Below are 22,248 nucleotides of genomic sequence, written 5' to 3'. Positions count from 1 at the left end.
TCGTCAGACGAGTGTGAAGCCGGCGTCCGACAGCACCCGGCGGCCCTGGTCGGACAGGACGATGTCGATGAATTCCTTCGCAGCCACCTGCCGGCGGGTCCCCGGCACGACCGCGATCGGATAATCGTTGATCGCCTTGTCCGCCTCGGCGAACTCGATGCCCTCGACCTCGCCGCCGGCCGATCTGACGTCCGTACGGTAGACCAGCCCGGCGTCCACCTCGCCGAGCCGTACCTTGGTCAGCGCCGCCTTGACGTCCTGCTCCTGCGTGACGGGCTTGACGGTCACACCGGCGGCGGCCAGCGCGGTCGCGGCCGCGGCGCCGCAGGGCACCCGCGGAGCGCACAGCGCGACCTTCACTCCGGGCCTGGCCAGGTCACTCAGCCCGGCCACGTGGGCGGGGTTGCCCTTCGGCACCGCGATCTCCAGCCGGTTGCGGGCGAAGATCCGGAAGGTGGGAGCCTCCGACTGGCGCATCGTCTCCATGTTGGCCGCGGCGAACACGTCGGCCGGCGCGCCCTGCTTGATCTGGCGGGCCAGGGTCGCGCTGCCGCCGAAGCTGAACCTGATCTTCATGTCGGGGTGGCCCTGCTCGAAGAGCTTGCCGATGGCGGAGAACGACTCCGACAGGGACGCGGCGGCGAAGACCGTCAGCGTGTCGTCCTTCTGACCTCCACCGCAGCCCGTCACGCACAGCATCGACAAGATCGTCAGGATCGCCGACGCCGACAGCGACCGCCTGCCGATCCTCGGCCTCACCATCGTCGCTCGCTCGGGTCCTGCCGCATGCAGCAAATCTAACCGCAGTACGGGCCGCCTCCGCGTAGGGCCTATGCCAGGGTGGCCGCTGACCTCCCCGACTTGACCGGAGATCAATCCTTGATTGCGTGATAAACGCCAATAACAGGGCACTTAGCAGGGGTCCTGCATACATGTGGGGCGAAACACTCGTTAGTGCATCGCCCACCCCCAAAGTGAGGAGAGACGCCTTGGCCGCCAAGCCTTCCGCCCATACCCAGCAGCGCGGCGACAGCCAGCCGTGGCTGCACCAGCAGGGGGTCGAGATCCAGGGATTCGGGACGGTACGCGACTTTCCGGTCGGCCTGAGCCGGGAGACGAGAGACTACTCCTGCCAGCGGCTCAACCAGATCCTCGCCGACAGTCAGATCCTCTACAGCCTCTACAAGAAGCACCACTGGCTCATGCGCGGCCCGACCTTCTACCAGCTCCACCTGCTGCTCGACAAGCACGCGGGCGAACAACTCAAGATCATCGACGAGATCGCGGAACGGATCCAGACCCTCGGCGGCGTCGCCGTCGGCGATCCGCGGCAGGTGGCGGAGATGACCGTGATCCCCCGGCCGCCGGACGGCGTGGAGGAGGTGCCCGCCATGATCTCCCGGCTTCTCGAGGCCCACGAGACGATCCTGGTCGCCGCGCACGACGCCGCCGCCAGAACCGCGGAGAAGGGCGACGACGGGACCAACGACCTGCTCGTCTCCGACGTCATCCGCACCGGAGAGCTCCAGGCGTGGTTCCTCGCCGAGCACCTCGTCGAGACCCCGCTCGTGCACGCCTGAGTGGCGCGGAGCGGATCAGCGCAGTTGACATCACGGGGCCGGTCTTCACGGGCTGTAGCGCATCCTTGATGACCAGATCGCCGCTCGCGTCTGCCGCAACGGTGCCGAGGCAGACGCCGGCAGTGGGGACCGGCCTCCCCCCATCACCGCTCATGCTCATGGACTGCCAAGCCGTCGCATCCCGATCGCTAGTCCACGAGCCCGATGTAGCCGAGCAGATTCTCCTCGATCAATCCCATAACCTGGGGCGGGAGCTGCCCCAGGTAGTCACCCAGTTCCTCTTTGAGAAAAGGCTGGGCGCAGATCGTACGCGCCCAGCACTTACTGGGCAGGTTGCCAAAACCTTGAGCGATCTTGACGCAGTACTCTGTCCTCAGCGTGGTCGCCGTGGAAGTCGGCACAACGTATACAAACGGCCAGTCGGCCTGCTCGTTATTGGCATCGTTGCTTAATACGATCACAGGCCGCTTCGGATGGTAGTTGCGTTTGTCGTTGGGAGGCATGGTGAGCGACCGGTCAGAGACGTAGTACACGCCGCCCTTGCGGATGGATCCCCTCACTGCTCACCGAGTGCTCTCGAGTTGGCCCGCTGCAGGGCCTCCCGACCTTCCAAGAACTCCGATTTCAGAACTTCTCCCGCCCCCGGGTCGCCGGCTTCCGTTGGCCGTCGTGCCCGTCTGGATCTGACCCGCTCGATCAGCGCCGCGGTTTGTTTCCGGCGTCGCGCCCGATTGAGGTCGAGGAGAACCCCGCGTTCCCCCCCCACCTGCGCTTCGATCACGGGGGCCGTCGCGTACGACGATTCCTTGAGCGCCGTCGCGCTCTTCGCACCGTGCATGCGTACGACATCGCGGATGAGCATCATGCCGATCACGTCCAGCGGATCGTCGATGTCGACGTTCATTCGCAGCACGCGGGAGCCGAACTCGACGGCCGTGCTGTCATCGCGCTCCACGAGTTCGCTCTCCACCACGAACTCCTCGGCGCGCCTGATCGCGTGATCATAGGGACCATGGTGATCCCACCGCCAAGTCGCTCCGCTGAGCTGGGAAAGGCCTTCCTCGACCGCCTTCAGATCTGCGAGGTAGAGAAGTTCGGTGAGCTTCACCTTCGTAATCTCGAAGCCCATCTCCTGCGCCGTCTTGAGCACGGCCAGGACCGCACTGACCAGGAGGGTGGGTGATTCGACCATGGCGACCACCGTTCCTCCCCTGATCTCCTCTATCGTCACGGTACCCCCGATGGTCGCCCGACATTCCCACACCGCTCCCCTCTTCAGAGAGCGGACACAGAGAGCTACATCATGACATCAATGAGTCACCATGTGGTCGGCTTCCGGTTTCCCCGGATCGCGGAACTCTGAGGAGACTCGACGCTGAGGGGATTCCATCCTGCGGCGGGCCTGGGCATGGTGGGGCGGGCACCGGGTAGGGGCGGCGACATGGGTGAGGAGAAGAAGAGCCCGAAGGAACTCGCCGAGGAACTGGCGACGAACGCGCAGGACGATCCCCGGTTCAAGAACCGCACGCCCGGCATCCGGGCGACCCGCAAGGGCTCGAAGGAGAAGGCGGACGCCGACATCGCCGGCCGGGTCGGCGGGATCGGCACCACCGGCGGCGGTGGTCCCGGCGGAACGGTCGGCGAGCCGCCGACAGGCCAGGTGCCCGACGAGGTGCTCGCCGACACGACCCTTGGCAGCGAGGACGCACCATCCGACGAAACCAGTGGACTCGTCGGACGCCACGAACCGGGTGGGCCCGGCGAACCCCGGCGAGGCCAATGAGGTCCTGCCTTTCGCGTTGCCGTTTCGCTGCCGTACGCCGGGTACATCGGATGCGTGTCGACCGGAAGGAGCGATTGAGGATGTGCCTGAGCTGCGGCTGCGGTGAGCCCGACAACGACCACGGCAACCCGGCCAACATCACCCGGCAGGATCTGCGACTCGCGGCCGAGGCCGCGGAAATCAGCTCGGAGCAGGCTGTCGAGAACATCCAGACGGCGGCGGCGGAAACCGCCGTATGAGCAGGACCAGCCAGACGAACCGCGGCTGAACATAGTTGAGCAACGCCTGACGCCTTCGGCATCGTCCGTCCGAGGAGAGGTCCAGGGAGAGATCGCCATGACCGAGCATGCGCCGTACCCGGAGAACGACCCGCGCCGCCACACGGCCCGGCTGCACGACATGCTGACCGAGGTGGCCGAGCACGCCCGGGATGACGTCCTGAAGATCGACGAGCCGAAGGCGCAGGCGCTGTTCGAAACCGCGGCCGAGGTGTGCCAGGGGCTCGCCACGGCCTTCGAGCACTACGACCGGCAATCGGAGCCGGCCTGGCAGCGGTGACCCGAAAGGCGGCCCCGAAGGAACGTCTCCTGAGGGGCCGCCCCCGCGGTGACGCGGTCTATTCCCGGGGCCCTTACGGCCGGACCAGCCGGAAGGTCCGCCGCCCTTCGGCGTCGGGCTTGGCGTCGAGGACCTTGTCCCCGACGATCGCCACCGCCTCCGGTTCCACGAAAACCCGGACATCCGCCTTCTCGACGACCTCGTCTCCTGACGAGGCCGTGCTCACCAGGGAGAATTCGAGCGCGTTCGTTTCGTCCCGCTTCGCCGCGATACGCAGCCCGGCCCACTCGGGCAGGGACTCCCCCACCATCAGATCGCGAATCGCCTCCACGGCGTTCTCCGTCACCGTCAGCACGGCCAGCTCCTCGACTACTCGGACCACCCCGCAGAACCACCCCCTACCCGCACGTCGGCAAAAAGCACGCCCGGGCTGTGATGGCAGCGTCAGGCGAGCAGAAACACGCTGGGAGCACCATGCCGGGAGATCGTGAGCTCTTCGCGGGCACGGGTGGCGGCGACGAACAGCAGGCAGCGCTCCCGCTGCAGGTCCTGGTGGTGCGCGATCAGATCCACGGGCGCCGGTGTGATCGCTGAGGCCGGAGGCACCGCGTGCTCGCCGACCCCGATGACCGCGACGCAACGGAACTCCATGCCCTTCATCCGGTGCATGGTGCCTACTCCCACCGCCGTGTCGGTGTGCTTCTTCGCCAGTGCCGTGACCGGGATGCCGCCCCGCCAGAAGTCCGTGATCCGGATGCTGTGCATCCGCTTGTCCTGGGCGTTCTTCACCGGTTCCAGGTGCAGCCCGGCGTAGGTCGCCTCCTCGAACTTCGGGAACACCTCGATGACCTGGTCCTGGACCGGCTTCTCGAGCTTGAGGAAGTCGCGGAAGAAGTCCCGGTAGACGCCGAGGCGCGCCATGCCACCCTCCCGAAATTCACGGCGTTGTCGCCTCCTGACCCGCCCGACCGAGCGCAGAGACCTGATCGGCGCGGCGCAGGGCCTGCGCTTCCTGGTCCTGGACGAGCTGCACACCTATCGCGGACGCCAGGGCGCCGACGTCGCCCTGCTCGTACGGCGCCTGCGCGACGCCTGCGCCGCCCCGAACCTGCAGTGTGTGGGCACCTCGGCCACCATGGCCACCACGGAGACCTTCGCCGAGGCCCGAGATGTCATCGCGAAGGTCGCGTCCCGGCTGTTCGGCGCCGATGTCAGCCCCGACCACGTCATCGGCGAGACCCTGGTCCGGGCCACCGGCGACCGCCGGCCGACCGGGCCCGAACTGCTGGCCGCGATGGACCTGGCGGGCAGCGGCCGCGGCTACGCCGAGCTGTCGGCCGACCCCCTCGCGAGCTGGATCGAATCGGAGTTCGGCCTGAGCCGGGAATCGGGGACCGGGCACCTGATCCGGCGCAAGCCGACCAGGGTCGCCGAGGCCTCCGACCGCCTCGCCGGGTTGACCGGACGTCCGCCAGAGGACTGCGCGCAGATCATCGAGAAGATCCTTCAAGAGGGCGCGAAGGCGCAGCACCCGGAGACGGGCCGCCCGCTGTTCGCCTTCCGGCTGCACCAGTTCCTGTCCAAGGGTGACACGGTCTACGTCAGCCTCGAACCGGAGACCACCCGGCACATCACCAGCCAGTACCAGGTCAGCGTCCCTGGACAACGCGAGAAGATGCTGTTCCCGCTGGCCTTCTGCCGCGAATGCGGGCAGGAGTACCTGGTCGTCGCCCGGCGGAAGGACGGAGGTCTCGAGGCCCGGCAGGAGGCCAACGTCGCCGGCGGCGAGGTCGCCAACGGCTACCTCTACATCAGCTCCGATCACCCCTGGCCCGATGACCCTGTCGCCGAGGGCAGGCTGCCCGACTCCTGGCTGGAGCCGTCGCTCTCCGACTCCCTCTTTGAATCGGCGGCCGACGGCGGCACCCAGATCCGGGCGGCCCAGCGGGTCTACCTGCCCAGGGAGATCTGGCTCGGCCCGGGAGGCGCCGAGGTCCCGGCCGGGGCGGGCCAGCGCGCCTGGTACTTCCGCGAGCCGTTCAAGTTCTGCCTGCGTTGCCGAGTGTCGTACGAGCAGCCGCGCGCCAAGGACTTCGCCAAGCTGGCGACCTTCGCGTCGGAGGGTCGCAGCTCGGCGATGTCGCTGATCAGCACCAGCATCGTGCGGAACCTGCGGCAGCAGACCGAGCTCGACGAAAAGGCACGCAAGCTGCTGACCTTCGTCGACAACCGGCAGGACGCGAGCCTGCAGGCCGGCCACCTCAACGACTTCGTCCAGGTCACCCAGGTGCGGGGCGCGCTGTTCCGCGCCGCGGAGGCCGCCGACGAGGAGGGCCTGCGGCACGACGACATCGCCCAGCGGGTCGTCAAGTCCCTCGATCTGCCCCTGGCCGCGTTCGCGCAGAACCCGGACGTCAAGTTCGGCCAGCGGGAGCACGTGCTGAAGGCGTTGCGCGGCGCGCTCTCCTACCTGATCTATGCGGATCTGGCGCGCGGGTGGCGGATCACGATGCCGAACCTGGAGCAGACCGGCCTGCTGCGCTTCGACTACGTCGCCCTCGACGAGATCGCGGCCGACGACGAATACTGGTCCGCCGCCCATCCCGTGCTGCGCGACGACGAGCACGGGCACCGCGCCGAGCTGGCGCGCATCGTGCTGGACGAGATGCGCCGCGCCCTGACGAACCGCCGCTCCAACTCGCTGTCGGCGGACTCGCGCAGCGCGTCGACATGCTCTTCGGCGGTCCGGTGGCCGCCCGTCGGCTCGGTGGCGGACCGGGCCAGCTCCAGCAGCAGCGGCACCACGCTCAGCCGGTCGATCCCGCCGCCCACCGCCGACGAGGTCGGCGACAACACCGCCGCCGGACTGCTCCGTACGGCACTGCGGATCGGGTTCACCTCGGGTGCCGGGCCGTTCCGCTCGCTGGCGTCGATCGCGGTGGAGCCCCGGCAGTACCAGCTCGTGCCGCTGCTGCTCGCGCTGCGCATGCCGACCGTGCGGCTGCTGATCGGCGACGACGTCGGCATCGGCAAGACCGTCGAGTCCGGCCTGATCGCCAAAGAACTGCTGGAGCGCGGCGAGGCGGGCGGCCTGACCGTGCTGTGCTCCCCCGCGCTGGCCGAGCAGTGGCAGGCCGAGCTGCGCGACAAGTTCGCCATCGAGGCGACGCTCGTGCTGCCGTCCACCGCCACCCGGCTGGAGCGCGAGCTGCGGCTGGACGAGTCGATCTTCGATCGGCACCCGGTGACCGTGGTCTCGCTCGACTTCATCAAGTCCGACCGCCGCTACCAGCAGTTCGTCCGGACCTGCCCGGATCTGGTCATCGTGGACGAGGCGCACACCTGCGTGGCGGCCGGGTCGTCATCGAGCAGGCAGAGCCAGCTGCGCTACCGGCTGCTGCAGGAGTTCGCCGCCGACGCCACGCGGCACCTGCTGCTGGTCACCGCGACCCCGCACAGCGGCAAGGAGGACGCGTTCCGCGACCTCATCGGCCTGCTCGACCCCACGCTGGCGGATCTGAACCTGGAGGAGGCCAAGGGCCGGGAGGCGCTGGCCAGGCACTTCGTGCAGCGCCGCCGCCGCGACATCCGCCGTTACCTCGACCAGGACACCCCCTTCCCCAAGGACCGCCAGACCCGCGACGTCTCCTACGCGCTGACCGGCGAGTACGGCAAGCTGGCCCGCCAGGTGCTCGTTTACGCCAGGGAGACCGTACGCAAGCCGGGCAGCGGGCTGCGCCAGCGGGTCTCGTGGTGGTCGGCGCTGGCTCTGCTCCGCTCGGTGGCCTCCTCCCCGCGCGCCGCGGCGACCACGCTGGAGACCCGCTCGGCCGCCGCCGCTGCCGAGACCGAGCCGGAGGCCGACGAGCTGGGCCGCTCCAGCGTCCTCGACCTCACCGATGAGGAGGCGCTGGAGGGCATCGACGCGGCGGCCGGTGGCCGTACCGGCGAAGACGACGACGGCGACCGGCTCAGGCGGCTGGCCCGTGCTTTCCGCAAGATCGAGGGGCCGCAGGACGACGCGAAGCTCGCCGCGCTGATCGGGGAGGTCAAGGCGCTGCTGGCCGACGGCTACGACCCCATCGTTTTCTGCCGGTTCATCCCGACGGCCGAGTACGTCGCCGAGCACCTGGCCAAGGCGCTCGGCAAGAAGGCGCACGTCCGCCACGTCACCGGCCAGCTCCCGCCGGAGGCCCGCCAGCAGGCCATCGAGGACCTCGCCGGCGAGCCTGGCCGGCACGTACTGGTGGCCACCGACTGCCTGTCGGAGGGGGTCAACCTGCAGGAGAACTTCCAGGCGGTGATCCACTACGACCTGGCCTGGAACCCCACCCGGCACGAGCAGCGCGAAGGTCGCGTCGACCGGTTCGGCCAGCGCAACCGGATCGTCCGGGCGGTCACGATCTACGGCCTGGACAACGGCATCGACGGCGTCGTCCTCGACGTGCTCATCCGCAAGCACCGCACGATCGCCAAGCAGACCGGCGTGGCCGTACCGGTGCCGACCGGCGGCGACGACGTGATCAAGGCACTGATCGAGGGCCTGCTGCTGCGCGGCGACGACAACTCCGACCAGCTCGACCTGGACTTCGGCGTGACGAAGACCCGCGACCAGATGCACCGCGCCTGGGAGAGCGCCGCCGAGCGCGAGTCGAAGGCGCTCACCAAATACGCACACTCCGGCGTCAAGGTGGAGGAGGTGCGGCAGGAGGTGGATGAGATCCGCGCCGCGCTCGGCGGCTCGGCCGACGTGTCGCGGTTCACCCGGGAGGCCCTGTCCGGGTTCGGCGCGATCATCGACGCCCGCCCCGACGGCTTCCGCGCCGACACCCGGCAGCTTCCGGTGTCCGTACGGCACGCGCTCGGGCTGAGCTTCGAGGGCAGAGCAGCCGGTGCGGCCGCCGGGACATTGGACTTCCACCCCGACATCCCGGCGCCGCCCCGCTCGCACGCCCTGGTCCGCACCGACCCGATGGTCCGCACCCTGGCCAGGACCGTGCTGGACACGGCCCTGGAGGGCAGCGGCCCGGCGCGGCGCTGCGGGGTGATCCGCACCGAGGCGGTCGCCTCCCGGACCGTGCTGCTGCTGGTCCGCTTCCGCTTCCACGTCACGCTGCCGGGCCGTACGGACTCCATCGGCAACCGGACGATCATCGCCGAGGACGCGCAGGTCATCGGATATCGGGCGGGGGCCGGCGGCCGGGAGTGGCTCACCGACGACGAGGTCGCGGCGCTGCTGACCTCCCGGCCGGAGAACACGCTGCCCGAGCTGGTGCGCCGTACGGCCGAACGGGTCATCGCCGAGCTCGTCACCGACGGCACGGGCGATCTCGGTAAGCGGGAGCTGGCCCCGGAGTTCGCGGCGGCACTGAAGGAGCGCGGCGACGCGCTGACCGCCCGGCTCGCCGAGTCGCACCAGCGGGTCCGCGGCGCGATCGGCGCCGGGATCCGCGGGCTGAAGGTGACCGCCAACCACCCCGCCGACGTGCTCGGCGTCTACGTCTACCTGCCCGCCGGCGGCGGGCGCTGATCCCCGCTTTCGCTGAACCCCCGCTTTCGCTGAACCTGCGATGAGGAATGACTGAGGAACCGATGAGGAACGTGGGGAACGCCTACCTCGCCGTCGACGTCCAGGGCAGCCTGCTGCCGCAGGACGTGCTCTCCCGGATCGCCGCCGCCGACCGGGAGCTGCCCGGCATGCGGCCGGAGGATTATCACCTGGCGGCGGCCGAACGGCTCGGCGACGCCGCCAGCCGCCGCTGGGACTACCTGCTCGGCGCCTATCGCGCGTTCCGGGACCGGCTGGCCAAGCTCCCGGAGGGGGACGCGGCCACCACGCTCACCCGTGACCGCTGGCTGCTGGTGCTGCTGAACGAGTTCGGCTTCGGGCGGGTGCCGTACCAGCGGGGCGGCCTGCAGCTGGCCGGGAAGGACTTCCCGGTCTCGCATCTGTGGCACAGCGTGCCGATGCACCTGCTCGGCTGGCACAGCGACCTGGACCGGAGCGTCCCCGGCGTCACCAAGCGGGCGCCGCAGTCGATGCTGCAGGAGTTCCTGAACCTGTCGGACGATCACCTGTGGGGCGTGCTGTCCAACGGGCGGCGGCTGCGCATCCTGCGCGACTCGACCGCCCTGGTCGGCTCGGCGTACGTCGAGTTCGACCTCGAAGCCATCTTCGACGGCGAGCTGTACTCGGAGTTCGTGCTGCTCTACACGCTGCTGCACGCCTCACGCTTCGAGCTGATCGCGCCAGATGACGGTACGGCGACCTGCGCCGACTGCTGGCTGGAGAAGTGGCGGGCGTTCGCCGCCGAGACCGGGCTGCGCGCCCGCGACCAGCTCCGCGACGGAGTGAAGGAGGCCCTGGAGGCGCTCGGCACGGGGTTTCTCTTGGCCAACCCCAAGCTGCGGGAGCAGTTGGCCGCGGGCAGACTCGGCCGCGACGACTTCCACCACGAGCTGCTGCGGCTGGTCTACCAGCTCATCTTCATCTTCGTGGCCGAGGACCGCGGCGCACTGCTCGACCCGGCCGCCCCGCAGGACGTGCGCGACCGGTACGCAACGTGGTTCTCCAGCCGGCGGCTGCGCCGCCTTGCCGTACGGCGAAGCGGGGACCGGCACGGCGACCTGTGGAAGACCATCGTCATGGTCATCAAGGCACTCGGCGCGGACGACGGCCTGCCCGAGCTGGGCCTGCCCGGCCTCGGCGGCCTGTTCTACCGTACGGCCGGCAGCCCGCAGGGGCTCACCGACGAGCCACGTCCCGACCAGCTGCTCTGGTGCGACCTGCCCAACGAGGCGCTGCTCACCGCGATCCGCAAGATGTCCACGGTGCGAGCAAAGGACGGGCGGCCGCGTGATGTGGACTTCCAGCATCTGGGGGCCGAGGAGCTGGGCAGCATCTACGAGTCGCTGCTTGAGCTCGTGCCGTACGCGGAGACCAACGGCGTCGGGCCGAAGTTCGAGCTGAAGGAGAAGGTCTCCGGCAACGACCGCAAGCTGACCGGGTCGTACTACACACCCAGCTCACTGATCGAGTCGCTGCTCGACACGGCCCTCGACCCGGTGATCGAGGCGCACGCCAAGTCTCCCGAGGAGCTGCTGACGATCACGGTCTGCGACCCGGCCTGTGGGTCCGGGCACTTCCTGGTCGCGGCAGCCCGGCGGATCGCCAAGCGGCACGCGGCGATGCTGACCGGCGAGGACGAGCCGGTGCCGTCGGCCGTACGCGAGGCCATGCGCAAGGTCGTGGCGCGGTGTATTTATGGCGTGGACATCAACCCGCTCGCCGCCGAGCTGGCCAAGGTGTCGCTGTGGATCGAGTCGCTGGAGCCCGGCAAGCCGCTGGCCTTCCTCGACGCCCACATCAAGGTCGGCAACGCCCTGCTCGGGACCACCCCGAGGCTGATCGCCGCCGGAATCCCCGATGGCGCGTTCAAGCCGATCGAGGGTGACGACAGGAGCTACGCGAGCGCCCTGAAGAAGCAGAACACCCGCGAGGTGCAGCGCGTCTCGCGGGAGACCGGCCAGACCCGGCGCGGGGAACAGGAGACGCTGTTCGACGATGCCGAGCTGCCGGGCAACCAGAAGCTCGCCGAGCAGGCTCGCACCCTGGCCGCCATACCGGTCTCCGGCGTGGCCGACGTTCGCGAGCAGGAACGGCGCTTCCACGAACTGGAGACCTCTGACGAGCTCAAGCAGAAGCGCTTGGTCGCCGACGCGTGGTGTGCCGCGTTCGTCTGGCGCAAGCACGCCGAGGCCCCCGAGGCCATCACCACCGCCACCATCCGCGGCCTGGAAACCGGTGTCACGCTGGCATCGGAGCGGGCCGAGGAACTGAGGCGACTGATCGAGCAGTACCGCTTCTTCCACTGGCACCTGGAGTTCCCCGAAGTCTTCCCCGCAGGCGACCCCGGCCCCGACCTCAACCCCGCCGCGGGTTGGTCCGGTGGCTTCACGTGTGTGCTGGGCAACCCCCCATGGGAGCGGGTGAAGATCCAGGAGAAGGAGTTCTTCGCCGGCCGAAACGAAGCTGTCGCGAACGCGAAGAACGCGGCAGCGCGGAAGAAGGCCATCGCTGCGCTGGCCACCAGCAGGGACGAGGTCGACCGACTGCTCTTCGCCGAGTTCACGAACGAACTGCGCCAGGCAGACGGCTGGGCACTGCTGCTGCGTGACTCCGGCCGTTATCCGTTGACCGGCCGTGGCGACATCAACACCTACGCCGTCTTCGCCGAGACCGGCCGAACGATCACGGCCGGACAGGGCCGGGTCGGCATGGTGCTTCCCACCGGGATCGCGACCGATGCGACGACGCAGTTCTTCTTCAAGGACATGGTGACGACGAAGACGCTCGCCTCGCTGTACGACTTCGAGAACGAAGATAAAGTCTTCGCTAGCGTCCATAATCAGTTCCGCTTCTGCCTATGGACCGGGACAGGGAGGCGATCTCCCCAAGAGCGACGCTGCCGACCGACCCGGCGACCTCCGACCGGCCTACGCCGCAGCTGTCGAAGTTGCGGGAGCTGCCGCCCGGCTCGCCGCTGGACGCCATCCGGGCGGCCGTGGAAGAGGACTACGCCCACGGGTCGTTCAACGAGAAGCTGAAGAAGACCAACGAGTTCTACGCGTTCCTCACCCGGATGCACGACGGCGACCTGGTGCTCTGCAACGACGGCGGGAAGATCTATAACGGCCGTCTCCGCGGTGAGCCTGCCTTCCGGGCCAGCGTGGAGAACCGGGCGAACCTGCAGCGGCCGGTCAGCTGGCTGAACGGCGACTCGCCGCTCGACTTCGACGACCTACCGGACGAGATGTCGGCCAAGCTGGCCACCCAGCACGACGTGCTCGACCTCACCGAGTTCATCGACGACCTGGAGCGGCTCGTCGGGCCGCAGCCGGCGCCGACCAGGGAGTTCACGCTTCCGGACGTCATGCCGGAGCTGGCCGACGAGCTGCTGGTCGACCAGGAGTGGCTGCAGGAGTGCGTTGACCTGCTCCGGGATCGGCTACGGCGACGGCATCGACGTGGCCGAGCGGTACGGACTGGAGACGCTGCGGCGAGCGCTCTCATGACATCCCCGGTCCCCGTCGTCGCGCTTGTCGAGGGCGCTCCGCCGCGTGAGTTCGCGCTCACGGCCGAACAGGCGGCCGCCCTTGCCGCGGCGAAGGCCGTACAGGTGGTGCCCGGGCCGCGCGCCGGGCTGTGGCGGATCCGCGACAACGGCTACGTAGGGGCCGCGGCGATCGGCGGCGTCCAGGTCAGCATCAGGCCGAAGACGCCGATCGACCGGCTGCTCTTCCTCCTCGGCTACAGCCGGTCCCTGCGGGGCTGGCGGCAGGAGGAGGTCCACGCCGGTGAACATCGGGACCTGCTGCCCGCGCTCGCGCATGCCTTCGCCCGGGGCGCCCGACGCGCACTGGACCGGGGCGTGCTGCAGGGGTACCGCGAGATCGAGGAGTCGGCCCAGGTGGTCCGGGGGCGGATCCGGGAGGCCGAACAGATCAGGCGCAGGTACGGCCTGCCGTTGCCGATGGAGGTCCGCTATGACGAGTTCACCGTGGACATCGCGGAGAACCGGCTGCTCCTGGCGGCCACGACCCGGCTGCTGTGCCTGCCAGGGCTCGCCGAACCCACCCGGAAGACGCTGCGGCACGTGCTGGCGCGTCTGGTGGGCGTCTCGCCCCTGGTGCGCGGAGCGCCGCTCCCGACCTGGCACGCGAACCGGCTGAACGCCCGCGACCACACGGCGCTGCGGCTCGCCGAGCTCGTGCTGCGCGGGCGCTCGTACGAACTGGACGACGGCACGGCGGTGCGGGTGGACGGCCTGCTCTTCGAGATGTGGCGGGTCTTCGAGGACTTCGTCACCGTGGCGCTGTCGGAGGCCTTCCAGCCGTACGGCGGGCGGAGCAGCCCGCAGGACCGGCTCCACCACCTCGACGAGGATCGGCGGGTGGCGCTGCGGCCCGATCTGGTCCGCTATGCGGTCGGACCCGGCGGGATCGAACAGCCCGCCGCTGTTGTCGACGCCAAGTACAAGATTTCTGCCGGCCCGGACGGACACAACGGCGATCTCTACCAGATGCTCGCCTACTGCACCGTGCTCGGCCTCTCGTGCGGCCACCTCGTGTACGCCAAGGGCGACGCCGAGCCGTACCGGCACGTGGTGCGCCGGGCCGGTATCGAGATCAGGCAGCATGCCCTCGACCTGACCCTGCCCCCGACTGAGCTGCTCGCCGCCGTAGCGGAGCTGGCGGCGGGCATCACCCGGCACGATGCCGAGCTTGCGGCCGCTCGCTCTCAGTGAGCGCAGTAGCTCAGAAGTCCCCGGCTCTCAGGGGTGCGCGTCGGATAGGTGAACCGGCGTGTATCACCTTTGAAGCGATAGGAGAAGGTGAACGCCCCGATCCTGTTCCGGGCTCGCGCCTTCGATCCGCGATTAGGTTCCCAACCAGGCGATTTGTCCTTCCGAAGAGGAGGCATCACAGACTGCCACCCCAGGAACCCTCCGCTGCTGTGTACGAAGCTCTGGCGAGGTTGATCAAGTGCGGGCACAATTGCCGGTGTGAAGGCATACGTCGGGGTGACTGACGCAGGCTGGTACCGATTTCTGGCCGCGCGCCCGGATCTCACCGAGGTGAACTTCTGGCGGCCCTCCAGCGGCCGGGAGTTCCGGGCGATCGACCACGGCGAGCCGTTCTTCTTCAAGACCCATCATCCGCACAACCGCGTGGTCGGCGGCGGCTTCTTCAGCGGCTTCGCGCCCCTCCCCCTGTCTGAGGCGTGGGAGCTCTTCGGCCAGGGCAACGGCGCCGCAAGCCTGGTCGCAATGCGGCAACAGGTGGGAAAATACCGCACGCAGCCAATGGCTCTCAGAGAGGATCCGGTCATCGGCTGCGTCATCATCCGCGATGTCTTCTTCTTTCCGGACGACCGAATCGCCGGGCCGCCGCCGGACTTCGCGCCCAACATCGTGCAGGGCAAGAGCTACGACCTGGCCAGCCACCCGGCCGCCGGCTACTTCCACGATCTGCTCGGCCGGATCGGAATCGGCGTGGAACTCGATCTGTCCGAGCCGTGGCACCGGGACGGACCTGTCTTCGGCGATCCCCGGCTGGCCCCGCGCAGGCTCGGCCAGCAGGCGTTCCAGGCCGTGGTCCTGCATGCCTACGAGCGGCGTTGCGCGATCACGGGCGACCGGATCCGGCCCGTCCTGCAGGCGGCCCACATCCGCCCGGTCGCGGATGGCGGCGAGCACCGCCTGGACAACGGTCTGCTGCTCCGCTCTGATGTGCACACGTTATTCGACCGCGGCTACCTGGCCGTCGACCCCAGGCATCGGTTGGTGGTCAGCCCACGGCTGCGCGAGGAGTTCGGCAACGGCGAGGAGTTCTACCGCCGGGCCGGACAGGAGATCAACGTTCCGGACCGACCACGCGACCGGCCCGATCGTGAGGCCCTCGCATGGCATCTCGATGAGGTGTTCCTCCGGAGTTAACCGGGGAAGCGGATGAAGCCCGCGGGGACGTGGTCCACCAGCCAGACGCCGTTGGCGCTGACCCGGAACTCGTACCCGGCCGCGTGCATCGCACCGGCGTCCACGACAAGCACGATCGGCTTTCCCCTGCGCGCTCCCACTCTGGTGGCGGTCTCCCGCTCCGGGGACAAGTGGACGTGATGGCGCGACATCGGCCGCAGCCCTTCACGGCGGATCGCCGCCACGCTGCGAGCGACCGTCCCGTGGTAGAGGCACGAAGGTGGCTCGACGACCGGTAGGTCGAGGTCGACCGGCACCGTGTGCCCCTGGCTGGCCCTGATCCGGTCTCCTTCGATCACATACCGCCGCTTGTCGTTGCCGGCGACCACCAGCTCCAGCTCCGGCCGGGAAATCGGAAACCCGTGGGAGGCCGCCGCCGCGAGCAGCACGTCGACCTTCACCCAGCCGTGCGCGTCCAATTCGATGCCGATGCGCCCGGGCTCGTGCCGCAGATGCTTGGCGAGATACTTCGAAATCTTCACCAGCCGCCGTTCGTCCATCACGCTCCCCTGCGGACCGACATCAACCAGTGCCACCGTAACGATCGGCGCCGACTATTCGCGTTGTGCGGCGTCATCGAGCTTCTTACGGTGGGGAGATGACCACACCTTCGATCGATCCGTCGCTTCCGCCGATGCTGGCCCTCACAGGTGGCGAGCGTGAGGTGCTGGAGGCGTTTCTCGACTTCCACCGTGCCATGGTCACCCGCAAGGCGCTGGGCCTGTCCGACCAGGACATACGCCGCAGGCACGTGCCGTCCCTGACCACACTGGGCGGGCTGCTCAAACACCTGACGATCGTGGAACGGAACTGGTTCCGCCGGGTGCTCGCCCAAGATCCCACCATGGGCCCGCCCACCCAGGAGGACGCCGACGGCAGTTTCATGCTCGACGCCGAGGACACGCTCGACACGCTGGTCGCGGCGTACGGCGAGGCCTGCGCGGAATCGCGCCGGATCGCCGCCGAGTTCCCCCTCGACCATGTCGTACCGCACGCGGAGCTGGGTCAGGTCTCGCTGTGCTGGATCTACGTCCACATGATCGAGGAGACGGCCCGCCACGCGGGGCATGCGGACATCCTCCGCGAGCTGACCGACGGCGTGACCGGGGCCGTCGTTTGATCCCAGGGCAGAGCCGAGGGTGCGATATGCGGTGCGGCATCCGATAACGTGCCGATCGTGAGTGCGTACCTGCTGATCCTCGGTGAGCGTGAGGCCGTCGCGTGGGTGCTGCGGGAGTCGCGGATGGCGTTCCCGCCCACCAGCCGGAGTGAGGTGAACCGGCTCAAGGTCGGGGACGAGCTGTTCGTCCTCACCACCCGGGGCTGCTGGCACAACCCCACCCGGGACCGCACCCGCGTGATCGGCCTGGCGACCGTCACCTCGCCGGTCGTCCCGTACGACGAGCCGGTCACCATCGCGGGCCGTGACTTCACCCGCGGCTGTGACATCCGGCCGCACACGCTCACGCCGTACCTCACGGGGGTCGAACTGGCCCCGCTCGTGCCGCGGCTGGTCGCCTTTCCCGACAAGAACGCCTGGTCGATCCGCCTGCGCCGCCCGCTCCTCGAACTCGGCGAGTCCGACGCCGGCCTGCTCACCGGCGAACTCGACGGCGTCGCCCTTGACCCGGCCGAGCTGATCCCGGGCTACCTGTCCGCCATCCGTCCGGTACGGCAGACCGACGCCCGCGATTGATCGAGCTTGAGTAATATCGCGTTATCGGTGATCATGTCTTGACGGGCGATTCGAACAGCCGGAGGACGGATGTCATCGATGGCGGGTCTTGTGCTGGTGCTCGCGACGGTAGCGACGGGTCTGATCGCGGGGCTGTTCTACGCGTACTCCTGCTCGGTCATGCTCGCGCTGCGCCGGGTCGACGACCGGACCTTCATCGAGGTGATGCGGCGGATCAACGCGGCGATCCAGAACGGCTGGTTCGCCCTCGGCTTCGTCGGCGGGCCGCTGCTGACCGCGATCGCCCTGGTGCTGAACCTCGACGGCGGCCCGGTCATGCCGCTGATCGTGGCCGGGCTCGTGCTCCACGTGCTGACGCTGGTCATCACCTTCGCGGTGAACATCCCGCTGAACAACCGGCTCGACGCCGCCGGCGATCCCGCCCAGCTCGCCGATCCAGCCCTGGTGCGCCGGAGTTTCGAGGCGCCCTGGGTGCGCTGGAACCTCGCCCGCACGCTCGCCTCCATCGCCGCCTTCGGCTGCCTGTGCTGGGCCCTGACCTTTTGAGTCGGAGCGGGGCGTCCGGGATCAGGAGGCCACTTAGGTGATCTTTGTTCGTACGTCCAGGACGGCCTGATCGGCGGCGGCCCGGCCGGAGAGCCAGCCCTCGCGGTTGTTGATCGAACCCGCGCCGACCATGTTCAGGTCGGGGAACATCTTCTCGACCTTCTCCTCGACCACCCGGTCCCTGGCCGCCAGCACCGGCAGCAGATCCTTGCCGGTCTCGGCCGCCGCCTGCCGCACCGCCTCTCCGGCGACCTCGCTGAGCCGTTCCCCGATCCTCTGCGCGTAGGCGGCCAGGAACGACTGCCGAAACGAGCGTGTCCTGGACCTGCCCAGGACGTCCCGGCGGGAGCCGGCCAGCCGCATCGCCGTGGTGGCCTGCACCAGCAGGGAGGTGAACAGCACCTCCACCGCGGCGAGGTCGGCCGGGAAGCCCAGCACCGTGGCGAACCCGAGGCGCCTGCTCCAGACCGACCGGCAGTGGTTGGCCTTGGCGATCACGTCCAGCAGCACCGCCTTGGGCGCCTCGTAGGGCGCGTCGATCCCCAACCTGCGTCCCTCCGGCCCGTCGGCCGCCGACCGGTCCTCCGTTTCGGCGGCGAGCAGCGCGGCGTCGATGCTGTACCTGCTCATCAACGACTGGGCGGCGGCCGTGAACGTCTCAGCCTCGGCCTCGAACTCCGTCGACTCGGCCTTCGCCAGCAGTGCCCGCACCCGGGCCAGCATCCGCTCATCGACCGCGCGGCCCGCGGGCCTGGCCGTACGGCGGGCCGTGCCGGGCAGCGGGCACAGCCGCTCCAGCCGGGGCAGGCCGGCCAGCAGGGAGATGACCTGCAGGGCGCAGGTGACCATCCCCAGGCGGTCTCCGTCCTCTCGCAGGTATTCGTCGTCTCGCTGCCACCAGACCTTCGCGTCCAACGCGGCCAACTGGTCCAGCCAGCGCTCGTCCACGGTCGCCGGAGCATAGGCGCACATCTCCGAGGCGATGGCGTCGGTCGCCAGACGCACGTGCCGAGCTCCGAGCTCCCGCCCCACAAGTCTGATCACATCGGTGGGTTGCCAGCCGTTGCGCCAGGCGAATGTCACGTTCTGGTTCAGCACGCCGAGCAGCATCCGGTCGACGGCCGGTCGCAGTTCGGCCGGGGTTTCGGCCAGTGCCGCCGCATACCGCGAGAACTGCCCGTCGTCCCCGTCGAGCCGAGCGTCCAGCGCGGCGGACAGCAATCCGGCGACGATCTCCTCGGCCGAAGGCTGGGGCCGCCACCCGGGAAATCCCCAAGCATCCCCGGTCTGATCGCTCGGACCCTGCCGCCGGCGCTTGCGCTCCTTCTCCTTGGCCCTGCGCCGCTCCCGGTTCGCCTTGCCCATCAGGTTCGCTCCTCGTAAATCACTCGTAACGGGCGACCACCGCCGGGAAGGCTCCACGGCGCCTCATGGGTGTATGGCAGCACGGACGGGGGGCCGTTGGTCATGGGAGCGATTCTTTCAGCGAGACGACCGCCGAGATGACGTTATCCACAGGCCCCGAGCCGTACTGACACAATGACCGTTCACCGGTCGGCGACATGCCAGGGGGCCTGGGCCCACGTGGCGCGGGCGTCGGCCTCCACCCGCACCGCATAGGCGGGGCGATCGCAGCCGGGAACGGGGCCGAGGTAGGCATGGCCGGTCAGGTGACACCAGGCGGGCAGGTCGATCGGCGCGGCCGGGTCGGTGGCGACCAGGTGCACCACGGTGCCCGGTGACAGGTCGTCGACCAGGCGGCGCAGCTCGATGAGCAGTTGGACACAGCGGCGGTCGCCACCGTCCAGCACCACCGGACCTCCCACCTCGCTCATCAGACCCAGCTCCCTTCTCGGCAATCCATTCAATCGATCTCGGTACGACTCAGCCGGCGGCGAGATAGCGCAGCCCGCCGTGAACCAGCGTGGAACTCCACCGGCTCGTGCCGAAGGCGAGGTCGTGCTTCTCGACGAAGACGACGGGCAGGCCTCGGGACGGGCGTCCAACGCGGCCCCCGTCCCGGTCACACCACCACCGATGACCAGGGGGTCGACCCGTGGCGCGCCGCTGAGGTGATCGAGGTCGCTCGCACGGCGTCGCGCGTTCAGGGAGGTGGACTTGGCACCGTAGGTCACGTTGGCCAGGGTAGTACCTCACTTATGTGACACCTTGTCCAGAGGGATCCTTCACCGCCCTGCTCAACCCAGCGCGCTGAAACTGATCGCACCCCGTTGAAAGAGGCTCACCCCGGCCGCCTACGAAGCCCTGAAGGCTTTCACTTCTCGTCCGCTCCGCTGGTGGGGCTCCCCTTCTCGGAGGCAGAAGCGGCATCAGCGGGCGAAGAGGTCAGCAGCCAGTCGGCCACCGCTTCGGGGGCGAAGATCTGGTGGAGATGCTCGCCGGGGATCCGGTGCGTCGGCCAGCCTCCGACCGAAGGACTGTGCAGCAACACGAAAACAGGCTCCATGCCCTCATCATCGGTTGCGGTTCAGGTATGCGGCCAGCAGGACGGCGCCCAGGATCGCTTGGACCGCCAGCGAGAGCGGGGTCATGCCGAACAGCAGGGGCGCGTTGCCGAGAGCGGCGATGTCCACCCCCGCGATCGCCCAGAACAAGGGACCGGTGGGGATCCCTCCGAGACCGAGATCGATGACCGGCATCGCGTGATTCACGGGGCCACGCCGGGCCATGCGCAGAGCTCCCGCCGTCAACCCGGGAGCCGCCGAGAGGCCATACAGAATGCACCAGATAGGGGTAAAACCGGCAAGAGACAGGATCGCGAAGGCCGTACCCACCCAGAGGGCCGCGAGAGCGGCGGGCGCAACGGCTCTGGGGGACAGCCCGCGCATGGCGAGCATGCGGGGAAGCTCGGGGTTCTGCGCGTCCCACCGCGCCCCGGCGGCCGTCGCGGTCGCCGCCGAGAGCCCGCCGGCGAGGAGTACGGCCACGGCGATGCCCAGGGTTCCCCCGGCGAGGCAGACGAAGGCGGGCAGTGCGGTCAGGGCGGCCAGAACGGTGAGCCTGCCGGGGCGGCGGCTCAGCATCCGCAGGTCCGATCGCACGATCAGCCATCGGCCCTCGCGCGGCCACCTTCGGGACCGCAGCCGCCTGTGCCGCCAGTAGCGCTCTTCGGCTACGGAGGTCAGCAGAGCAGGTTCGAGGCCGAGGGATGCCGCGGCCGCCGTGACCATACGTGCGGAGGCGTTCACCAGCACACGCGCCGGGAAGCTCGCCAGAGCCCGCCAGGCGGTGCGCATCAGGAGCCCGGCGGCGATCAGGGCCACACCCGCGATCTGCGCGATCGGCAGACTGGGGAGTTCAGGACGCAGCCAGATCAGCGCACCCGCCACCGCGACCAGGAAGATCGCGGCGAGGCGGACCCAGTCGAACTCGGCCTCGGCCTCCTGCAGGAGAACGGCGGCCGAGCCGGCGGCGACCATGACGGCGATGCCGAGCAGCACGGCGAAGAGCAGTTCCTCAGGCCGTCCGAACACAGCCGTGCCGAGGACGCCCAGGATCGCTCCCGCCGCGGTCAGCAGCATCAGCAGAATGAGGGCGCTACGGGTGAGAGTACGGCGGCGATTCAACGGGGAAAGGACCAGCCACCATGCGTCGGCGGGCGAAACCATGATCGGTCCGGCCCAGGAGACGAGCATCACGACACCAGCGAAGATGGCGAGCAGCAGGGCAAGCCCCAGGGCATGGCTTCCGATGCCGGATCCCTCGAAGAGCCAGGAGGTGAGTCGGGCGATCTGGGGACCGCCGATCGCCACGGTGAGACCCGCGGCCACCAGCCGGTAATAGGCGCGCTGCCAGCCCGACTCCCGGGTGTGGCCACGACGCCGCGTCATCTGCGCGGTCGTGGTCATGCGGGTGCACCGGCCTCGAGAGCGATCACGCGGGCCCCGGTCGCCATGGCCAGTTCCTTGTCGTGCGTGGCCATGATGAGGGTGCCGCCGTCACCCGCGTAGTTCCCCAGCATCACGGCGAGTCGTTCGCGGAAGTCCGCGTCGAGCCCCTGCTCGGGTTCGTCCAGCAGGAGGAGACGGCTGGGCCGGGCCAGCACGCTCGCGAGGGACAGGCGCTGCCGCTGGCCAGTCGAGAGGGTCGCCGGCGCGGCATCGGCCCGCTCCGTCAGCCCGAACGCCTCAAGCAACGCGTCGGGCTCCATGCGCGGGTCGTCGGCGGGCTCGTGAATCTTTCTGATCAACTCCAGATGTTCCCGAACCGTGAGCCACGGGTACCACGCCTGATCGTCGGTGACCAGGCCGACATCACGCCAGAACGTGGCATCACCGCTCGGCGGAGCGCCGAAGACCAGGATCTCGCCCTCCGTCGTCCGCTGGAGTCCGGCGAGGCAGCGGATCAAGGTGGATTTCCCGATCCCGTTCTCGCCCATCAGCGCGACGGCTTCGCCCTGGGTCACGTCGAGGTCAGCGTGATCCAGCACCGTTGTCGCGCCCAATACAACGCGGACGCCCTTGGCTACGGCTATCGACACCCCGTCACGATATCCACCGCTATCTCACTCCGGCGGCCATGGTGATC

At 69.1% G+C, this 22,248-nt stretch carries 22 protein-coding genes and 1 pseudogene; 11 read left to right on the top strand and 12 right to left on the bottom strand.

From position 1 onward, the window contains the following. Positions 1–3: 3 nt before the first annotated feature. Positions 4–762 carry a molybdate ABC transporter substrate-binding protein gene (modA, locus tag ACFHYQ_RS18455; RefSeq protein ID WP_394302397.1) on the bottom strand — a complete coding sequence of 253 codons (759 nt, stop codon included), beginning with the start codon at positions 760–762 and terminating at the stop codon, positions 4–6. A gap of 227 nt (positions 763–989) precedes the next feature. Here modA and ACFHYQ_RS18450 point away from each other — a divergent pair, with 227 nt between their 5' ends. Further along, positions 990–1,580, top strand: coding sequence for a Dps family protein (locus ACFHYQ_RS18450; RefSeq protein WP_204014881.1), 591 nt, complete (start codon positions 990–992; stop codon positions 1,578–1,580). 188 nt (positions 1,581–1,768) lie between these two features. On the opposite strand, the gene ACFHYQ_RS18445 is transcribed toward ACFHYQ_RS18450, so the two are convergent. Together ACFHYQ_RS18445 and ACFHYQ_RS18440 are read right to left on the bottom strand one after the other, a co-directional pair. After that, complete coding sequence (locus ACFHYQ_RS18445; RefSeq protein WP_394302396.1) at positions 1,769–2,140, bottom strand: type II toxin-antitoxin system PemK/MazF family toxin; 372 nt, start codon at positions 2,138–2,140, stop codon at positions 1,769–1,771. After that, complete coding sequence (locus tag ACFHYQ_RS18440; protein WP_394302395.1) at positions 2,137–2,811, bottom strand: hypothetical protein; 675 nt, start codon at positions 2,809–2,811, stop codon at positions 2,137–2,139. Before ACFHYQ_RS18440 ends, ACFHYQ_RS18445 begins: the two co-directional genes overlap by 4 nt. Before the next feature lie 210 nt (positions 2,812–3,021). Between ACFHYQ_RS18440 and ACFHYQ_RS18435 the strand changes: the two genes are divergently transcribed. From ACFHYQ_RS18435 to ACFHYQ_RS18425, 3 genes are all read left to right on the top strand, one after another. After that, positions 3,022–3,363 carry a hypothetical protein gene (locus ACFHYQ_RS18435; protein WP_394302394.1) on the top strand — a complete coding sequence of 114 codons (342 nt, stop codon included), beginning with the start codon at positions 3,022–3,024 and terminating at the stop codon, positions 3,361–3,363. Positions 3,364–3,443: 80 nt separating this feature from the next. Further along, positions 3,444–3,602: a hypothetical protein gene (locus tag ACFHYQ_RS18430; RefSeq protein WP_394302393.1), complete on the top strand. Its 159-nt coding sequence runs from the start codon at positions 3,444–3,446 to the stop codon at positions 3,600–3,602. Between the two features lie 97 nt (positions 3,603–3,699). Continuing rightward, positions 3,700–3,921: a hypothetical protein gene (locus ACFHYQ_RS18425; RefSeq protein WP_394302392.1), complete on the top strand. Its 222-nt coding sequence runs from the start codon at positions 3,700–3,702 to the stop codon at positions 3,919–3,921. Positions 3,922–3,994: 73 nt separating this feature from the next. Here the strand turns inward: ACFHYQ_RS18425 and ACFHYQ_RS18420 are convergent, their stop codons facing one another. Continuing rightward, positions 3,995–4,303, bottom strand: a complete 309-nt coding sequence (locus tag ACFHYQ_RS18420) for a hypothetical protein (protein ID WP_394302391.1) — start codon at positions 4,301–4,303, stop codon at positions 3,995–3,997. A 62-nt stretch (positions 4,304–4,365) separates the two neighbouring features. Beyond that, positions 4,366–4,842 carry a 3'-5' exonuclease gene (locus ACFHYQ_RS18415; protein WP_394302390.1) on the bottom strand — a complete coding sequence of 159 codons (477 nt, stop codon included), beginning with the start codon at positions 4,840–4,842 and terminating at the stop codon, positions 4,366–4,368. Here ACFHYQ_RS18415 and ACFHYQ_RS18410 point away from each other — a divergent pair. The 4 genes from ACFHYQ_RS18410 to ACFHYQ_RS18395 all read left to right on the top strand — a co-directional run bounded on the left by ACFHYQ_RS18410 (position 4,841) and on the right by ACFHYQ_RS18395 (position 15,419). Continuing rightward, complete coding sequence (locus tag ACFHYQ_RS18410; RefSeq protein ID WP_394302389.1) at positions 4,841–9,451, top strand: DUF8741 domain-containing protein; 4,611 nt, start codon at positions 4,841–4,843, stop codon at positions 9,449–9,451. The two genes, ACFHYQ_RS18415 and ACFHYQ_RS18410, sit on opposite strands and share 2 nt — an antisense overlap. Positions 9,452–9,498: 47 nt before the next feature. Further along, complete coding sequence (locus tag ACFHYQ_RS18405; RefSeq protein WP_394302388.1) at positions 9,499–12,528, top strand: Eco57I restriction-modification methylase domain-containing protein; 3,030 nt, start codon at positions 9,499–9,501, stop codon at positions 12,526–12,528. Further along, complete coding sequence (locus ACFHYQ_RS18400) at positions 12,438–14,228, top strand: 5-methylcytosine restriction system specificity protein McrC (protein WP_394302387.1); 1,791 nt, start codon at positions 12,438–12,440, stop codon at positions 14,226–14,228. The genes ACFHYQ_RS18405 and ACFHYQ_RS18400 overlap by 91 nt, the downstream gene beginning before the upstream one ends. 258 nt (positions 14,229–14,486) lie before the next feature. Then, the gene (locus ACFHYQ_RS18395) at positions 14,487–15,419 is read left to right on the top strand and encodes an HNH endonuclease (RefSeq protein ID WP_394302386.1); all 933 of its coding nucleotides are present in this window, start codon (positions 14,487–14,489) and stop codon (positions 15,417–15,419) included. On the opposite strand, the gene ACFHYQ_RS18390 is transcribed toward ACFHYQ_RS18395, so the two are convergent. Beyond that, positions 15,416–15,994, bottom strand: coding sequence for an RNA 2'-phosphotransferase (locus ACFHYQ_RS18390; RefSeq protein ID WP_394302385.1), 579 nt, complete (start codon positions 15,992–15,994; stop codon positions 15,416–15,418). The genes ACFHYQ_RS18395 and ACFHYQ_RS18390 overlap by 4 nt on opposite strands. A 62-nt stretch (positions 15,995–16,056) precedes the next feature. Between ACFHYQ_RS18390 and ACFHYQ_RS18385 the strand changes: the two genes are divergently transcribed. The 3 genes from ACFHYQ_RS18385 (at position 16,057) to ACFHYQ_RS18375 (ending at position 17,700) form a co-directional block, all read left to right on the top strand. Then, a complete protein-coding gene (locus ACFHYQ_RS18385; protein WP_394302384.1) occupies positions 16,057–16,578 on the top strand; it encodes a DinB family protein in 522 nt (173 codons plus the stop codon). A gap of 57 nt (positions 16,579–16,635) precedes the next feature. Further along, a complete protein-coding gene (locus ACFHYQ_RS18380) occupies positions 16,636–17,154 on the top strand; it encodes a hypothetical protein (protein WP_394302383.1) in 519 nt (172 codons plus the stop codon). Positions 17,155–17,232: 78 nt separating this feature from the next. After that, on the top strand, positions 17,233–17,700 hold the full coding sequence (locus ACFHYQ_RS18375; protein WP_394302382.1) for an anthrone oxygenase family protein: 468 nt from the start codon (positions 17,233–17,235) through the stop codon (positions 17,698–17,700). Between the two features lie 33 nt (positions 17,701–17,733). On the opposite strand, the gene ACFHYQ_RS18370 is transcribed toward ACFHYQ_RS18375, so the two are convergent. From ACFHYQ_RS18370 to ACFHYQ_RS18345, 6 genes and pseudogenes are all read right to left on the bottom strand, one after another. After that, positions 17,734–19,065 (bottom strand): DUF2786 domain-containing protein, encoded by a 1,332-nt coding sequence (locus ACFHYQ_RS18370; RefSeq protein ID WP_394302381.1) that lies wholly within the window; start codon positions 19,063–19,065, stop codon positions 17,734–17,736. 182 nt (positions 19,066–19,247) lie between these two features. Continuing rightward, a complete protein-coding gene (locus tag ACFHYQ_RS18365) occupies positions 19,248–19,535 on the bottom strand; it encodes a sulfurtransferase TusA family protein (protein ID WP_394302380.1) in 288 nt (95 codons plus the stop codon). Between the two features lie 52 nt (positions 19,536–19,587). After that, positions 19,588–19,835 (bottom strand): annotated as a pseudogene (locus ACFHYQ_RS18360) (FAD-dependent oxidoreductase); the annotation flags it as partial. Between the two features lie 140 nt (positions 19,836–19,975). After that, positions 19,976–20,167 carry a hypothetical protein gene (locus tag ACFHYQ_RS18355; protein ID WP_394302379.1) on the bottom strand — a complete coding sequence of 64 codons (192 nt, stop codon included), beginning with the start codon at positions 20,165–20,167 and terminating at the stop codon, positions 19,976–19,978. 7 nt (positions 20,168–20,174) lie between these two features. Next, on the bottom strand, positions 20,175–21,569 hold the full coding sequence (locus tag ACFHYQ_RS18350; protein ID WP_394302378.1) for a DUF6297 family protein: 1,395 nt from the start codon (positions 21,567–21,569) through the stop codon (positions 20,175–20,177). Beyond that, positions 21,566–22,201, bottom strand: coding sequence for an ABC transporter ATP-binding protein (locus tag ACFHYQ_RS18345; RefSeq protein ID WP_394302377.1), 636 nt, complete (start codon positions 22,199–22,201; stop codon positions 21,566–21,568). Before ACFHYQ_RS18345 ends, ACFHYQ_RS18350 begins: the two co-directional genes overlap by 4 nt. Positions 22,202–22,248 lie beyond the last annotated feature (47 nt).

Origin of the sequence: Sphaerimonospora cavernae (genome assembly GCF_042435035.1) — a bacterium.
Taxonomy (GTDB): Bacteria; Actinomycetota; Actinomycetes; order Streptosporangiales; family Streptosporangiaceae; genus Sphaerimonospora; species Sphaerimonospora cavernae.
This window is presented reverse-complemented; position numbering and strand designations above follow the sequence as displayed.

Excerpts from the sequence above, each read along its gene's own strand:
- modA (WP_394302397.1), bottom strand. The coding sequence starts at position 762 with ATGGTGAGGCCGAGGATCGGCAGGCGGTCGCTGTCGGCGTCGGCGATC.
- ACFHYQ_RS18435 (WP_394302394.1), top strand. The coding sequence starts at position 3,022 with ATGGGTGAGGAGAAGAAGAGCCCGAAGGAACTCGCCGAGGAACTGGCG.
- ACFHYQ_RS18430 (WP_394302393.1), top strand. The coding sequence starts at position 3,444 with ATGTGCCTGAGCTGCGGCTGCGGTGAGCCCGACAACGACCACGGCAAC.
- ACFHYQ_RS18425 (WP_394302392.1), top strand. The coding sequence starts at position 3,700 with ATGACCGAGCATGCGCCGTACCCGGAGAACGACCCGCGCCGCCACACG.
- ACFHYQ_RS18410 (WP_394302389.1), top strand. The coding sequence starts at position 4,841 with ATGCCACCCTCCCGAAATTCACGGCGTTGTCGCCTCCTGACCCGCCCG.
- ACFHYQ_RS18415 (WP_394302390.1), bottom strand. The coding sequence starts at position 4,842 with ATGGCGCGCCTCGGCGTCTACCGGGACTTCTTCCGCGACTTCCTCAAG.
- ACFHYQ_RS18405 (WP_394302388.1), top strand. The coding sequence starts at position 9,499 with ATGACTGAGGAACCGATGAGGAACGTGGGGAACGCCTACCTCGCCGTC.
- ACFHYQ_RS18385 (WP_394302384.1), top strand. The coding sequence starts at position 16,057 with ATGACCACACCTTCGATCGATCCGTCGCTTCCGCCGATGCTGGCCCTC.
- ACFHYQ_RS18375 (WP_394302382.1), top strand. The coding sequence starts at position 17,233 with ATGGCGGGTCTTGTGCTGGTGCTCGCGACGGTAGCGACGGGTCTGATC.
- ACFHYQ_RS18370 (WP_394302381.1), bottom strand. The coding sequence starts at position 19,065 with ATGGGCAAGGCGAACCGGGAGCGGCGCAGGGCCAAGGAGAAGGAGCGC.
- ACFHYQ_RS18365 (WP_394302380.1), bottom strand. The coding sequence starts at position 19,535 with ATGAGCGAGGTGGGAGGTCCGGTGGTGCTGGACGGTGGCGACCGCCGC.
- ACFHYQ_RS18355 (WP_394302379.1), bottom strand. The coding sequence starts at position 20,167 with ATGGAGCCTGTTTTCGTGTTGCTGCACAGTCCTTCGGTCGGAGGCTGG.
- ACFHYQ_RS18350 (WP_394302378.1), bottom strand. The coding sequence starts at position 21,569 with ATGACCACGACCGCGCAGATGACGCGGCGTCGTGGCCACACCCGGGAG.